Source organism: Streptomyces hiroshimensis (genome assembly GCF_014650335.1).
Lineage (GTDB): Bacteria > Actinomycetota > Actinomycetes > Streptomycetales > Streptomycetaceae > Streptomyces > Streptomyces hiroshimensis.
This window is the reverse complement of record NZ_BMUT01000017.1, coordinates 50,399-64,882: the sequence shown is the minus strand read 5'-3', so window position 1 is coordinate 64,882 and position 14,484 is coordinate 50,399. Positions and strand designations below refer to the sequence as shown.

The window sequence follows — 14,484 nt, the reverse complement described above, 5'->3', positions numbered from 1 at the left end:
TAGCGTCGATCAGGTGGCTAAGGCTGTCACCGGCGCCTCAGCCGAGCACGCAGCATGGTCATCCGTGGAAGGCGAGGACGCTGACGCCTTCGCTGTCGCCGATCGCCAAGGTAGTGCCGTCAGCCGCGATTGCCCGGACCTCTGAGCGGCGGCGCAGAGTCACAGGGGTTGTCGCCGCCGTGACGTCCCACAGTTGCAGCCATACCGAGCCTGCCGAGAGGATCAGCAGGTGGCCGTCCGCAGTGGTGGAAAAGCTCAAGGCCTGGACCGGGCTGCGTCGGCCTCTAGGAAGTTCAGCAAACTGCTCGCCGGATACTGGGTCCAGCAACCGTACGAACCCCTGGTCGTCGCCGGTGGCGACCAGACACCGGTCGCTGGAGATGGTGCCGCAGGCCAACACACGGGGCAGCAGTGTGTCGCTGAGAGGGCTATGAACGGGCTGCTTCGTGTGCCAGTCCCAGAGCCGGATCGATCCGTCATAGCCTCCGGAGGCAAGCAACGTGTTTCCGTCAGGCCCCGTGCCCAACGTTACCGTCCGCACGGCGTGCGGATGGCGATACAGCTCCTGGACCGCACAGCCGTCGCCGTCCGACAGCCACACGCGCCCTTCGTCGTCGCCAAGGACGAGCACGGAGTGATCCTCGGCCGACAGGCCGAACGCAGCAGTGGTGATGGCGTGGCCAGTGGCGGTAGAGAACTCGCCGGTCTGTTCCCGCCGGTCTGGGCGCCACAAGGGGCCGGCTACCAGAGCCGACCACTGCGGCCACCGAACGTACAGCCAGTCCGTGACCCGCCAGCGGAGGACACGCCGGGATGCCGCTTGGAAGCCGCCAGACATGCACTTTGCCGGAGGGGTCGGAGTCCGCTGCGTACAGGTGGAGTTCGCTGTCGGAGGACGTGTCGAGGTCCAGTGACCGCCCGGCACCGTGGTGGTCGACGACGGGCTCGCAGAACTGTTCACCGGTTCTGGCGTCGTCGATGTAGACGGCTCCGTCCTCGCCCGCCGAAGCGAGGAGAAGACGATCCTGATACGCGACGAAGGCCACCGCGTTCACGGGGCCCGTCACTCTCGTCAGCACGTCCCGGAGCTCCTGCCCCGTGGTGATGTTCCACAGGCGGACCGTTCCGTCGTCGCCTGCCGAAGCCAGGATGGGCTCGCCCTGGAGCGTGCCCATGGCAACACAGTTCACCGGTCCCGTGTGGCCCGTCAGGGGATCCTGGTAATCCTCACCATGCAGGGCTTTCCAGAGCCCGACCGTGCCGTCGTCGCCCCCAGAGGCCAGCAGGAGTCGGCCGTTGCGGGCGGTACCGAAGGCCACCGAGTTCACCCTCCCGGCGTGGGCGGGGATGCGCTGGATCTGGGTTTGGGAGGCCACCTTCCATACTCGTATGTACTGGAAGCCCGCAGAAGCAAGGTATAGCGTTCCATCGCTTGTTGTGCCGAAGGCCACGGTGCTGACGCTTCCGATGTGTTTCCTCAGCGGCTTTTTGTACCTTGCGTTGGTGATCGGGTTCCACAGGCGCACGGTTCCATCGTCGCTCGCTGCGGCCAGCAGGAGGTTGCCGTCGGCTCTGCTGCCGAAGGCGACGGCATTGACCTTGTCGGTGTGTCCTGTCAGGGTCCATGTGCTCTGGTCGTGGCGGATCGTTGCCAGAAGTGTGCTGTACCAGGGGCGGACCGAATAATCTTCACGCGTGTAGGCTCCCCGAGCGAGAGCCATTGCAGCTTCCTCCAAGTACGCGGCGTTCGCACGCGGGTTAGATGTGAGCAGAGGGCGGGCTCGTCGGTAGGTCCTCGCGACACGGGCCAGCGAGGAAGCCGAGGCCAGCATGTCTGGGTTGGTCAGCACGGGTGTCAGAGTGACCGGGTCGGCAACGGCCAGGAATCCGTTTTCCTCTATCAGCCGTGCGAAGACGTCCGGGCCCGCCGTAGCCGCGTGCTGGGCGAGATAGGTGCGCAGATAGAGGTGGGCTGAGAGCCAATCCCTGTGTCCTGCGACGTCCTGTGGCACGGTGTCCATGAGAGCGTTCGTAACCGCCTGTTCGACGCCAGCTTCATGCCCTCGCCACTGCGGGGCCGGTGAGAGGCAGTCGTTCTGCGGCTCACGGCGAAGGTGGGTGACGAGCGCGTGGTGGAAGAGCCTGAACACGGAATTCTCTCCAGGGCCCAGGTCTTCGACGATGTAGGCCCCCGCGTGCTCAAGCAGCCAGGACACATCGTCGTCGGTGATCGGGGGGCGGGAGTCCTCTAGCCCGACGTGTCGTCGGTCGGCGAGGGCCTGGGCAACCGGAACCCAAAGCTTCTCCCAGGGCATTCCCGGTCCTCGGGCCCACGCCAGCGCTTCCAGGAGCGGGCGGGTCGAGGCGGCTCGCCCCCCGAGGCCTCGGAGGTCTTCTTCGAATGCCTCTCCCAGGTCGGCTGGGAGCAACCTTCTCCATGCGGTGTCGGTCGTGTCGACGCGCTCGAACCGGCCGCGGATCGTGCGTGCCATCAGCTGCGCGGTAAGGAAAGATTGGGTCATGGAGCCGTCTGCGCTGACTTCAGTGGCGCGCTTGGCTATCTCTTCCGCCACCTGTGCGGTCGCGGCGTCGTCAGGGTACGGCGTGCTGATGCCGCTCTCACGCGAACCGATCAGCAGTTCCCGGACGTAGTCGGTAAGCGCTTCCGGGTCCTCGTACTCAGGGGCATCCAGATCGATGGTCAGGTCGCTGGGACCCACCTGTGCCTGCTTGTTGCTCCGACAGGCCACGACGACCTTCAGACTGCGAGCAAGCGGCTGCAGGAGGGCCTGGCTAAGGGTGTCGGTGTGGGCGGTTTCATCGACAGCATCGACGACGACTATGGCGCCGGTGGGATCAGGATGCGCCTTGAGATCCTCGAGCAGCGTACTTACCGTTTCAGACTCGCGGCCCAATTCGACGGCGATGGCGTGGGCAACTTGGTCACCGTTGAGACCTCGGGCGTGGACAGCCACGAGGCGTGTCTCCTCCGGCAGGGCTTCGGCGGTCCGCGTGATCAAACGGTCTAGCTTGGCCCCTTCGAAGAATGACCGGCCCCCCGGCCTGCAGAGGAGAGTCGGCAGCGACAACAGCGCTGACTTTCCCGTTCCTGCACGTCCCGTGACAACGGCCAGACCTCTGGCCTTGGGGTCGTGAGTCAGCCATCTCACGAGATCCTGCGCTGCCTTCACCCTGCCGGTTCTGCCTGTGAGGTAGAAACCCGTCGTCGATGTGTCCGGAGTTCCGCGCAGCCGGGAGAGCCAGTGCTGTTCGGCGGTGGTCAGCCCGGCGACACCTTCTTGGTAGAGAGGGTTGGGTATGAATGGCGGAGTGACCGTGTCGCCTGTGGCGGGCGGATGGTAGTGGACGACCTGGCGCGCGCTTGGGTGGGCTGCGTTGATGGCATCAGCGAGGAGGTTTACAGGGAGCCAGGGAGCGGAGCATCCCAAGGGGGGAGGCTTGTGGAGCGCTTCGGTAAACCACTGGGCGAAGACGCCTTGCTGGGCGAATTCCAATCCCGAGGCACTGGCCAGGATCCACAGGTTCTCACTGCCAACGCCGCGCAATGCCTGGGAGACGATCTCGGTCGCACCGGTACCGGCGAAGCAGCAGTCGAGGATCAGCAGGACCTTCGGTTGCTCCGCAGCGAGGTTGTCCCCTTGGTAGCGCGTGACCAGTACGGGGATCTCCGCGGCGTTCACCGCGGAGCAGTAGACGTCTTTTTGGGTGTCATGGAGAACCAGATGGTAGAAGTCGCGGGCCCGAACGACGCCGTGACCCGTGTAGTACACCATGAGGATCTCGCCCGCATGCGCCGCTTCCCTCAATTTCTCACACAGGTCCCCGCGCAGGAGGTCGACGTCGTAGCCGGGCGGTCCGCTGACCGTGGCATAACCCAGGGGTCGCAGGGCCTCAACGACCTTGCTCAGAGCCCAGGGAACCTTGGGTTCCGCCTGTTCAGCTGATCGCTTCATGGAGAGCACTTCCCGTCTGGGGGGCGTTGAGATAGCGCTCGATGGAGTGCGCATCGCCGCCGTTGTCGACCAGCCGATCATCGACAGTCTCAGAGTTAGGTCCTGGGAACAGGCCAGCTAGCTTCTTACGCATTGCGACAATGTCATTGATATCCGCCACGTTGACCCATGTCGGCACGCTTCCCGCCCAGGCGCCCTTTCCGTTCTCCGGGCAGGGAGTCAATCGGTCGAACACCAGCCTGGGGATACCGGGCGGTGATCCGAGTGTCAGCAGCAGCCTTACCGATGCCGGCCGGAACTGGCACATGTACTCGTAGGCGACGACCGAACCCAGGGAGTGACCGATAATCACCCGTGTGTCGTCACCGATTCCGTCGTGAACACGGTCCAATACTTGCCCCTTCAATGACTCATCCGCGAGATAGCGGGTGACCTGCTTGAGATTTCCGATGAAGGCTCTCTGTGCGATGCCGCCGAAGAGGGGCATGCTCAGCAGGTGCGTGAGCATCGCCTGCACGGGAACGCTGCCAGAGAACATCGCTCCCTCGCCGGGCCCTGAAGAAGGATCCTGCTTCACTGCCGCGCCGTAGAGCGTCTCCAGGAAGTCTTTCTCCGGTCCTGCCTGGATGTCCGCGGCTGAGTACGGCGGATCCTCTGCCGCCATCGCGCCGGTACGCGGCCGGAACAGACCTCCGAAGAACATCACCCGGACATCGCCGGGTTTTACCTGCTCTGCCTCCGCGTCATGGCCTGCCTCTGAAAGCCCGTCCTTCAGGGCGCTCCGCCAAGCCTCGGAGAGGGAATACTTACCGCGATACTGCTGCCCTATTCCATGAACTCCAACAAAAATGGCCATATATCTATAGTTGCGTACTTGGCATATGTGTGCATCCTCGGCTTGGTGGCGTCCACGACTTGCGCTGCGGTTACCGCGGCAAGTGCCTGCTGTGAGCGGTCACCTTGGCTGTGATTATCCGTACTGCGTCAGCAGCCTGGGTGCCGCCGCTCCGGGGTGGAGGGCGCCATCAACGAGTTCACTCAGGAGGCGGTTCCCTCCGTTGCCGCTACGGAGGGAAGTCGAAGGCCCACCTACAGAAATTAGTGATTGATATCGCCGTGAATATCGAGCTTGCCTGCAGGGCCGCCCCGCCAGCGTCAGCCACACCATGCGGGAGCTGGCCGACGCCCGATTGCGGTTGAGCGTCCCCCAACTCCCAGCGCACACTCTTGAGTCCAAAGATCTTCTCGTAACTGTGCTGGTGGGTCTGCGTTGGTCTGATCGTGCAGGTGGTCTCCGCTCAGCGTCGTGAGTTCGTCGAATGGTGTTCACCGGACTTCGCCCGCGGCAGTTCCAGTGGCTGGTCAAGACCGCCCACGGGGCTGGTGGACGATGCTGGCAAATATCGGGAAGACCGCGGTCATCAGCGGCAAGTGAGCGCCGCGCAGCACCATCATGTGATTCTTGCACTGGCGTTCCGGACGGGGTCTCGTTGGTGCCCGCCTCCAGCTTCGACAGCAGGCCATAGTCGCCCACTCCGGACGCCAGGACCACGAACTGGGGTCTCAACTCGACGTGCTGGCCGCTGAGGACCGCTTCCATGCGCGTGACAACCTTCCCCTCACGAACGAGCTCAAGATCCTGGTCGCTATCATCGAGTTTGTAGATCGCGTGGCCGACATCGCGCGACAGGCCGACTATTACCTCGCTGGGATCGAGTGAGAACTCATCGGTCTCAAAGAGGTGAGAGACCCTCCCACTCTCAAGCACCTCGGGCCATGTCGGTGCCGGTCCTCCACGCCGTCCGTTCCGGCGGTATCAGCTCCGTGGCGAGCGCCCGGTAATGGGTGCGCTCGGGCACCGGCGCCCCGGCCGTGGTGCCGTCGCTGGAGGTCGCCGCGCGCCGGGCGAGGGCCACCGCGGTGACGTTGCCACGGTAGAACGCGAGTGCGGACCGGTTGGTGTCGCTCAGCGTCAGGATGAGCAGGGCCCACAGCAGCCCGGCGGCATGACGGGCGTTCAGGCGGAGCCTGGTGAGCACACGTCAGTTCTTGAGGTCGGCGAAGCCGTGTTCGTTCGACGCGCATTCGTGGGAGACGAGCTCGTTCGCTTCCTTCTGCACGGTGGTGAGGGGGTATCGGTAAGGATCGGCGCGGTGGGTAGCGATTGAGTATTCACGATCACGTCGCCTTCAGGTGGCTGCTTTATCGCGGCTGCTCAGGCGCCTGAGTGGAGGTGGGCGGCCCAGAGGGAGGGGGCTGAGAGGAGGTCGGTGCGGAGGGTCCGGACAGCTTCATGCAGGGAAGAGGCGGGACGGGTTGGCCCCAGGCGAGCGTAGGTGGCGTAGAACAGGTCGGCCATTCTGGTGGCGGTCCGGTCGTCCACGGGCCAGAGGGTGCCCACCACGTGGGGGTAGCCGGCGAGTTGGAAGGCAGAGACGAGGTGGATGGACTCGTCGGCCAGGGTGGCGTCGGCGGACCGGGCAGTCTCGCATGCCGAAAGGTAGGCGAGCTGGGCGCGGTCTAGCCGGACCGACGCGAGCGATGCGACGGTCAGTGACCGGGTGGCGTGGTCACGCAGCAGCAGGCGGCTGTGGGACGGGTCAGCGGGATCGCTGACACCGTGGCACGCGAAGTGGGCGACGGCGTGGTGCGGCAGCAGATCGAGGACCTCGGCGGCGGTCGGGGCGGGCGGGGCGACGGAGCCGGGCAGGGACCGGGCGACGATGGCGGCTTCGGCTGGCACGAAGGCCAGCTTTCCGGAGACGCCGGGCGTCGTTGGCATTGCGACGATCAGTGCGGTCCCGGGCAGGTCTGCGAGCCGCCGCCGCGCGTAACCGGAGAGCACCGATTGTGGGGGTGAAGGAGGAGACTACGCGGTCGAGTACGGCCTCTCCCGAGCCGTCGTGACGTCCGGAGGCGTGCAGCGGGAACATGCGAGAGCCACAAGCGGCAGAAGCGTGAAAGCCACACCCGACGCCCCTGGGCGGGTCAACCATACGAAGGGCTCACCACGTCCCGCAGAACAACGTAGGGAAGCGTGACAGTTCCGCGACTGGCTCCACTGGAACGGCATGATGCAACAGGCTCATCCCCACGGCCTTCGTGCTGGGCACGTGCACTCCTTGGTCGGAGCACATGATCAGCCGAAGGCCGCCTGCGTGTAACACAGTTACCGAAGCGAGTGATCAAGTTCGATGAGCCATTCGACCTCCGAGGTTAAAGGTCAAGTTAGTGCTGTGACCGAGAACGTTCACCGGGGTGGACTTGCGGTGGTGGATGATGCCGCGGGCCGCTTGTCGGACCGTTTCGAAATCGTTGGACACCCTTCGGATTAGTCGGCGAGTATTCGCAAGTGACAGATGAAGCCGATCACCAGAGACCGCTCACGCGGGGCCCGAAACGCGTCCGTTTCGTCGAGCTGTCCGGCGGGACGATGTCCGCTTTGCTCGATGGAGACCTGCCCGGGGCCAGCAGGATGGCCGGGGTTTCGCTGACCGAGTACTTCGTGACCGACAGAGCACGATGGCTGTGGCAGTTCCGGCTCGACCAGATGGCCGCCGATCCCGACCATGCGTGGTGGATAGTGCGGCAAGCGGTCGTCGGCGACAACGGTCTCGTCGTCGGGCATGCCGGGTTCCACGGACCGCCCGATGAGGACGGCATGATCGAGATCGGCTACTCCGTCGCTCCCGACTTCCGTCGCCGGGGATACGCCCGATCCACGCTGATCGAGCTGCTTCGCCGGGCAGTAGCCGAAACGGCAGTCACGACCGTGCGGGCGACGATCAGCCCCGACAACGTGGCATCCCTGGCCACGGTCTCGGGATTCTACTTCGTTGAGGTTGGAGAGCAGTGGGATGAGGAGGACGGCCTCGAACTCGTCTTTGAGGCTCCTGTCCGCCGGACTCCACCCGCTTGGTGGGAAGGTTCGCGGCAGAACGCTGAGCTGTGACCGTGGAGCCGACGCGGTGGTCAGGCCGCGGCAGCAAGTGCGCGTCCGCCCCAGCGGACGCCATAGATGATCTGGTCGCCGCACGGTGAAGCGGACCGACGTATCACGCGTCAGGTAAACCACACTGCGTGATGTGGGAATTGCGCAGGATCGATGGCCATGCCACTTTGGCTGCATGTCAGCAATTGCCACTACCCCTGCGAAACGCAGGGAAAACCCGTCACCTTAGCAACTCATGCAACAGCTTACTGGCATTGGCCCTGCGATCAGGAACAAGTGCCGGATGTTGTTGGATTATATGAGCCATCTGTGCATACTCATCAGGCGCGGCGGGAACATATCGCTGAGCGCTGAGGCGACAACCAAGACCGGGGGTATTCATGGTCGGGGGAGGATGTCCCCACGTTCCCAACAGTGACAATTTTTCCCACGTTTACCACCGTGACGACCGCGTGACCGTCTACTGGCCTGTCGGCCAACAGAACTTCGCGCACACGGTCCTTCATGCGAAACCACACTCCAGCCTCGTAGCGATCAGCGTTCCCCTGACCGGTCCGCTACCCCCTCCGGGAACTGTCGTCGTCTACCTGGACACTCATGACGTGTGGCATTACGGCCATCTTTTCGGGAGGAACACCGACTTCCGTACTGGATCGGACGGCAACACAGCCTGGGTCGAACTCCACCCGGGTCCGCATCACGACAGACGCCATCCCTGCGAAGCGCTGACGCACGACCACAACGTCGCACCGCACGACCAGCCGGTGCCCAGTGATCATCACCCGCTGATCCCGAGGAGCATCACCCGGCGCCCGCCGGCCTGCGCAACCTTATCCATAGTGATCTCGACCAGCTCTACCGCCCTGGTGACTACTCAGGACCGGGGTTTGATCCCACGGATCCTGATCTCGACGAAGACCTCGAATACGGAGCATAGGGAGCCCCGCCCATGACGGACCCCATACCAACGGTCCCTTGGCGCGTAGCAATGGCTTTGCGGAGCGGCACCTGTTGCTCATCGACAACTCGACGGGCAACAGGAAGGGCATCACCATGTTCACTGGCAGTGGGCAACAGGCGGCAGTTCTGTCAATGCACGCCGCGGCAGCCCAAGCATGGATTTCGTATGCTCGCGAACTCACCATGCGGGAACGAGCAGACCGCACCGCAGGGCGCTGCTAAGACGGCCCTGCGAACTGACGCAGCGTTGTTGTAACCGGGGGGGCGGATGCCGATGCAGAAAGGCGCCAATGTGCCGGTGCCTGTCGCGAGGGTACGGGTGGAGCTGGGCTGGCAGCACGGGCCGGGGGCACCCGACGCGGATGCCTCAGCGCTGTTGCTGACAGCGGCGGGCAAGGTCCGATCGGACGACGACTTCGTGTTCTACAACCAGCCTTCGCACCCTGGTGGTGCGGTCCGGCACGAGGGCAAGCGCCGGGACGGCGCGCAGGTGCGGGAAAGGTTCGCGGTGGACCTGGCCTCAGTGGAGCCGGTGATCGGGACTGTGGTGCTCGCGGCTTCCACTGACGGCGGGACGTTCGGGAAGCTGCGCGGGCTGTACATCCGGGTGCTGGATGCGGCGAACGGCTCCGAGGTGGCGCGGTTTGACAGCACCGGCGCCACGTCGGAGACCGCCTATGTGCTGGGGGAGCTCTATCGCCGGAACCACACGTGGAAGTTCCGTGCAGTTGGTCAGGGTTACGCGACGGGCCTGGCAGGGCTCGCCACCGACTTCGGCATCAGCGTCGACGAGCCGGTGCAGCAGCCGGCTCCCGCGCCCCCGCCCGTACAGCAGCCGACCCCGCCGCCTCCGCCGGTGTCACTCTCGAAGATCACGCTGACCAAGGCAGCTCCGGCAGTGTCGCTCACCAAGCAGGGCGTGACTTCAGGTGCCCTGCGGGTGAACCTCACCTGGAGCTCCCGCAAGCCGCCACGCGGCAGGGCGGGCAAGGGCAAGGACGCCGCCCTGCTCGAGGATCTGGATCTGGACCTCTCCTGTCTGTGGGAGCTACGCAATGGAGAGACAGGCGTCGTCCACCCGATCGGGAACGAGTACGGCTCTTTCAACCAGCCGCCCTACGTGCTGTTGGACCGCGACGACCGGACCGGCGGCAGCGGCACCGGGGAGAACCTCACGGTCAACCTCGACCATGCGGCGGAGATCAAGCGCCTCCTGGTGTTCGTAAACATCTACCAGGGGGCAGAGAGCTTCACGGGCCTGGACGGCGTCGCCACCTTGTATCCACCGACGGGGCTGCCCATCGAGGTGCACCTGGATGAGTGCACCGTCCCCTCGCCCGTCGCGGTGATCGCCCTGATCGAGAACGTGGGCGGCGAGCTGATCGTCCGGCGGGAGGCCAAGTACATCCGGGTACCACCCGGCATGTTCAACCAGGAGGCCGTCGACGTGGAGTACGGCTGGGGCATGTCGTGGATCGCGGGGGGCAAGGACTGACCGGGTCGACATTATGGGCGTGAGCGAATCGGTCGCGCGATGGTGGTACTCGTGAATCGCCAAGTGACCTACGGATAGCTGGCAGCGATGGGCCACAATGCCTCCGAACAGCAGATAGCAGAGCATTGAGCTGTTTAGCTGCCCATCACGGATCGGGGGCAAGAGAGGGAACTGAACACCTTGTCGAACTGTCTTGAGTGGCCCGCCGTTCTGCAGGATCAGCCCAAGTCAATCGTGTTGCCGATCCTCCTGTCTGTCCGCCGGGAGTTGTCCGAAGTTACCCAGCCAAGTGCTACACGTACGGCGAAGCCGCCCAAGCCAACGGCGCCGCCAGCAACGTATGGGCGCGTCTGCGTCTCATCTCTGGCGGCGCTGGCTATGTCACGGTCGCGGCGCTGAGCTCGGATCCGACCGACGGCTCGGTGGCACCATGCTGACAGCCGGAGCCCCGCTGCCGATCAGAAGCCCTAGACCAACCCGGACCGATCTGCCCCGCACGCCCGAGAAGAGGCAGCAATGACTGACCTGATCCGGTTCACCCTGTCCCACGGCCCAGGCGTCGTCGTCGAGACCGACGAGGTGTCGGGCGGGCTCTCCCAGGTGGGCCGACGCTCCGACGGCGTGCTTGACGCGGCGACCGGTTTCACGGACCGCCTCGCCGACATCCAGCAGGCTGTCGCCGAAGCCCTCGTGCAACTGCGCGACTCCCTCGGCCCCGACGATATTCAGGTGTCGTTCGGGGTCAAGTTCACCGCCGAGGCCGGGGCTGTGATCGCGAAGACCGCGGTCGAAGGCCACCTCGCTATCGACCTCACCTGGCACCGGAAGACCGAACCGTGACCGGGCCTCCCGCAGCCCCTTGGCGCCTGCGGATCCGCGCCACGGCCCGGGACGGCGGAGCCGTCCTGGGATCCGGTTTCCTGATACTGCCCGACACGGCTCTGACCTGTGCACATGTGGTGACCGAGAATGACGGTACTGCCGATGTGCTGGTCGATCTCGCCGCAGGCGGCGCCAACGGCATCCGCGCCACGGCGGCCCCCCTGCCCGGCTGGCGCGGGGATATGAGCCGCGACCTCGCCGTACTCACCCTCGCGGCGCCGGTTCCCTTCGTGCCCCCGGCCGTTCTGGCCGACGGCGAATCGCCGCAGCCGGGCGCTGCTCTGTCCGCGTTCGGCTTCCCCGCAGGTTTCGGAGCCCCTGGCCGGGGCCGCCGCCCCGATGAGTCGATGGGGCCCGGAGTGTGGGCCGCCGTCACGGCGCAGGGAGTGGACTTCTACGGTCGGCTCCTTCAGTGCCAGTCGACCGGCCCACACGGCGTCCCCGTCGCATCGGGCTTCAGCGGCGGCCCCGTCGTCGACGAACGGACCGGCGCGGTCGTCGCGATGACCGCCTTCGCTAAACAGGAGCAGCGCATCTCCTACTGTGTGCTCGCCCGTACTCTGCGCGAGCGACTCCCCCTGGACATCGCCGCCCGTCTGGACGTCGGTAGCGCAGTCCCTCCGGCCCTGACCCGCGCCGTTGCCGCTCTCAACCGACGCGGTCCCGGCGGCAGACGCGCCCCGGACTTCGACACCGCACGCATTTGTCTCGCCCCACTGTTGCAGTTCACGCCCGAACACCCGGACGTCGCCTACTACGCAGCGCTCACCGCACTCGGCGGACGTCGCCCCCGCAACCCGGCGGTCGGGGACGCTCTGGCGCGGATCGACCGGCGGTTCCGGGCGGCGTACGAAGAGGGCACGGCTTCAGCCCATCTCCTGGCGCTCTGGGCTGTGCTCAAGGAGGACGGTTTCATCGGGCGTGGCCTCGGCGACCGACAGCCATACGCCGAGGAGTTGCGCCACACGGTCACCCGCACGTCGATCGCGCACGCCGACGAGATCTGCGCACTCGTGCCCGCCCCGGAGACCCCCACCTGGGAACAGCTCGACCGCAGGAGGCTTCAATGACCAGGCATCCGTATACCCGTCAGCCCAACCGCGGGGCTGCGGTACGCCGCTACTTCCGGCCAACGCCAGCCCGGCAGCCCGTCGCTGGCCCGGTGCTGCTGTGGCTGCTGGGCCTTGCCCTGATCGGTTTCGGCATAAGCGCCGGTGCCGCAGCGGGCATCGGGGCGGGTGTCGGGGCCGCAGCAGGCGGGACAACCGTGTACTTGGCGCTGGGTGGAGTGCTGGGCGGTGCGTTGTTGGTGGGGCGTGGCGGTTGGCATCACTTCTCACGTGCACGCGCCAACCGCCGGGCGCTGGCCTGGGCCGAACCGAAGGCGTCCGACTGGCAGATGGACGAATGGCTCTACACGGAGGGCAAGTCGGACATCATCCACGTGGCCCGACAGCGGCTGCACTTGGTCCATGCCGACGAAGCCGCGTACATGCACGGTGGTTCCGATGCTGATCCGCTCGTCATCTACGGGCTGCCGGACGACTCCGTGGACTATCTCCTCGCCTACGGGCGTGACGGGCAACTGCGTTCCACGCACTACGACATCATTGTATTCTTCCTGACAAAGTGGCATCTGTGCGTGTACCGGTGCCTCTTCGAAATGGAACACGGCTACACGCTGACCGACGAGACGAAGGAGTTTGCGTACCGCGACCTGGTGTCCCTGGCGACAATGAGCGACCGGGTCACTACGCGCCGCACGCCACTGAATCTCCCCCTCTCGGAGAGCGCGGACAGAAGCGACTCCTTGCCGAGGCAGGAGGTTATGCATTTCACTACCCAACAGTGGTTCCGGCTGCGTGTCGCTTCGGATGAGATCGAGACGATGGTCGGGATCCACTACGACGAACACCTGGGCACCGGCGAGTTCGGCGGCGGATCGGACGTCGAGCGGACGCTGCAGCAGATCCGTGCGAAGCTGCGCGAGTACACGGAGCGGCGCGAGGAGCGCGACCAGGGGGACGACTTCCATCGGGGCCTGTAAGTAGTACACCGCGCCGCTCGGTGGCGGCTCGTTGGGGTTTTGTGCGAACACTGAGGAGGAGGTGCGCTGCTTCTCCCCGTTGATGTGGACCACCTGCCAGATCGCGACGACGATGCTGCGCTGGCCCCTGACGAGCGCAAGCAGTTGCTGGCGCATGCCCGGCGGCCCGCTTGAGCGCCAGCTCCTGCGGGCCGGGCGGCTACGAGGACGGCGGGGGTCAGCCGCGGTTGGAAGCCGAACGTGGCTTCCAACCGCGTCAGGGTGCCCAGTTAACCGGCGGCGAGCAGGACCGTTCCTGCCAGGGCCAGGCCTGCGCCCGCCGCCTGCACCGTCCTGAGCCGTTCGCTGAGAACGCCCCGTGCGGCGAGGGCCGTGACGACCGGGTAGAGCGAGGCCAGCACGGCCGCGACTGTTACGGGGCCGCTGTTTGCGGCGATGGAGTATGTGCCGTTGGCTGCGACGTCTGCGAGGCCGACGAAGGCGAGTGAGGGGAGGGCGGAGCGGACGCCGTCCCAGCCGTTCTCCGGGAGGGCGGGGGCGCCGCGCCGGACGGAGATGTACAGCGCGCCGCCGCCCACTGCCACGTTGCACACGCGCTGGACGAACAGGGCGAGGAAGAGGCCGGTGAGGTTGTGTGAGGCCTCGGCGATGAGGGCCATCACGGAGCCGAAGCCGAAGGCGGCGACGAGCGTGAGCATCAGGGTCTGGCGTTGGACGGGAGCGCCGCTCTTGCTCGGGCCGCTGGCGAGCACCACGCCTGCCACGGCCACCGCGATGCCCGCGACCTGCAGGATGCCGGGGCGCTCGCCCAGGACGAGCCCCACGCCCAGCGGCACCGCGACGCCGCCGAGTGCGCCCAGCGGGGAGACGACTCCCATGGGGCCCAGCGCCAGCGCCCGGTAGAAGGCGAGCATCGCCGCCGGGCCCACGACGCCGGCCGCCACCGCGTACCAGAGCTGGGGGCCGATCTCCGACCAGCCGCCCGTGGCGACGACGATCGCCCCCAGGGCGCCGACGGCCAGCAGCTGCGAGACCAGGACCACGGTCAGGGCGGGGATGCGCCGGGTCAGCAGCCCGCCGCCGAAGTCGGCCAGCCCCCACAGGAAGCTCGTGGTCAGGGCGAAGACCGCCGTCATGGGAAAACCTCGCAGTACAGTGTGATGAACGGTGCAGT

The 14,484-nt window shown here is 65.9% G+C and carries 12 protein-coding genes; 6 read left to right on the top strand and 6 right to left on the bottom strand.

Annotated elements, in window-relative coordinates; all coding sequences use genetic code 11:
* Positions 1-58: 58 nt before the first annotated feature.
* The 3 genes from IE241_RS29820 to IE241_RS29810 are packed head-to-tail and all read right to left on the bottom strand — an operon-like array spanning position 59 to position 4,830.
* Positions 59-541: a WD40 repeat domain-containing protein gene (locus IE241_RS29820; protein ID WP_229900019.1), complete on the bottom strand. Its 483-nt coding sequence runs from the start codon at positions 539-541 to the stop codon at positions 59-61.
* Complete coding sequence (locus IE241_RS29815; RefSeq protein ID WP_190024967.1) at positions 510-3,974, bottom strand: WD40 repeat domain-containing protein; 3,465 nt, start codon at positions 3,972-3,974, stop codon at positions 510-512. Before IE241_RS29815 ends, IE241_RS29820 begins: the two co-directional genes overlap by 32 nt.
* Positions 3,958-4,830: a hypothetical protein gene (locus IE241_RS29810; RefSeq protein WP_190024966.1), complete on the bottom strand. Its 873-nt coding sequence runs from the start codon at positions 4,828-4,830 to the stop codon at positions 3,958-3,960. Before IE241_RS29810 ends, IE241_RS29815 begins: the two co-directional genes overlap by 17 nt.
* A gap of 606 nt (positions 4,831-5,436) precedes the next feature.
* On the opposite strand from IE241_RS29810, the gene IE241_RS29805 reads away from it, so the two are divergent.
* Positions 5,437-5,694: a hypothetical protein gene (locus tag IE241_RS29805; protein WP_190024965.1), complete on the top strand. Its 258-nt coding sequence runs from the start codon at positions 5,437-5,439 to the stop codon at positions 5,692-5,694.
* A gap of 40 nt (positions 5,695-5,734) precedes the next feature.
* Here IE241_RS29805 and IE241_RS29800 read toward each other — a convergent pair whose 3' ends face one another.
* Positions 5,735-6,013, bottom strand: coding sequence for a hypothetical protein (locus IE241_RS29800; RefSeq protein WP_190024964.1), 279 nt, complete (start codon positions 6,011-6,013; stop codon positions 5,735-5,737).
* Between the two features lie 176 nt (positions 6,014-6,189).
* Complete coding sequence (locus IE241_RS29795; protein ID WP_190024963.1) at positions 6,190-6,819, bottom strand: CHAT domain-containing protein; 630 nt, start codon at positions 6,817-6,819, stop codon at positions 6,190-6,192.
* 588 nt (positions 6,820-7,407) lie between these two features.
* Here IE241_RS29795 and IE241_RS29790 point away from each other — a divergent pair.
* From IE241_RS29790 to IE241_RS29770, 5 genes are all read left to right on the top strand, one after another.
* A complete protein-coding gene (locus IE241_RS29790; RefSeq protein ID WP_190025038.1) occupies positions 7,408-7,926 on the top strand; it encodes a GNAT family N-acetyltransferase in 519 nt (172 codons plus the stop codon).
* Positions 7,927-9,160: 1,234 nt separating this feature from the next.
* A complete protein-coding gene (locus tag IE241_RS29785; protein WP_229900047.1) occupies positions 9,161-10,381 on the top strand; it encodes a TerD family protein in 1,221 nt (406 codons plus the stop codon).
* Between the two features lie 516 nt (positions 10,382-10,897).
* Positions 10,898-11,221: a CU044_2847 family protein gene (locus IE241_RS29780; RefSeq protein ID WP_190024961.1), complete on the top strand. Its 324-nt coding sequence runs from the start codon at positions 10,898-10,900 to the stop codon at positions 11,219-11,221.
* On the top strand, positions 11,218-12,333 hold the full coding sequence (locus tag IE241_RS29775) for a S1 family peptidase (protein ID WP_190024960.1): 1,116 nt from the start codon (positions 11,218-11,220) through the stop codon (positions 12,331-12,333). The genes IE241_RS29780 and IE241_RS29775 overlap by 4 nt, the downstream gene beginning before the upstream one ends.
* Positions 12,330-13,310, top strand: coding sequence for a hypothetical protein (locus tag IE241_RS29770; protein WP_190024959.1), 981 nt, complete (start codon positions 12,330-12,332; stop codon positions 13,308-13,310). The genes IE241_RS29775 and IE241_RS29770 overlap by 4 nt, the downstream gene beginning before the upstream one ends.
* Before the next feature lie 269 nt (positions 13,311-13,579).
* Here IE241_RS29770 and IE241_RS29765 read toward each other — a convergent pair whose 3' ends face one another.
* Positions 13,580-14,446, bottom strand: a complete 867-nt coding sequence (locus IE241_RS29765; protein WP_190024958.1) for an EamA family transporter — start codon at positions 14,444-14,446, stop codon at positions 13,580-13,582.
* Positions 14,447-14,484 lie beyond the last annotated feature (38 nt).

Bases quoted from the DNA above. Each gene is read 5' to 3' on its own strand.
- IE241_RS29815 (WP_190024967.1), bottom strand. From the start codon at position 3,974: ATGAAGCGATCAGCTGAACAGGCGGAACCCAAGGTTCCCTGGGCTCTG.
- IE241_RS29810 (WP_190024966.1), bottom strand. From the start codon at position 4,830: ATGGCCATTTTTGTTGGAGTTCATGGAATAGGGCAGCAGTATCGCGGT.
- IE241_RS29790 (WP_190025038.1), top strand. From the start codon at position 7,408: ATGTCCGCTTTGCTCGATGGAGACCTGCCCGGGGCCAGCAGGATGGCC.
- IE241_RS29785 (WP_229900047.1), top strand. From the start codon at position 9,161: ATGCAGAAAGGCGCCAATGTGCCGGTGCCTGTCGCGAGGGTACGGGTG.
- IE241_RS29780 (WP_190024961.1), top strand. From the start codon at position 10,898: ATGACTGACCTGATCCGGTTCACCCTGTCCCACGGCCCAGGCGTCGTC.
- IE241_RS29770 (WP_190024959.1), top strand. From the start codon at position 12,330: ATGACCAGGCATCCGTATACCCGTCAGCCCAACCGCGGGGCTGCGGTA.
- IE241_RS29765 (WP_190024958.1), bottom strand. From the start codon at position 14,446: ATGACGGCGGTCTTCGCCCTGACCACGAGCTTCCTGTGGGGGCTGGCC.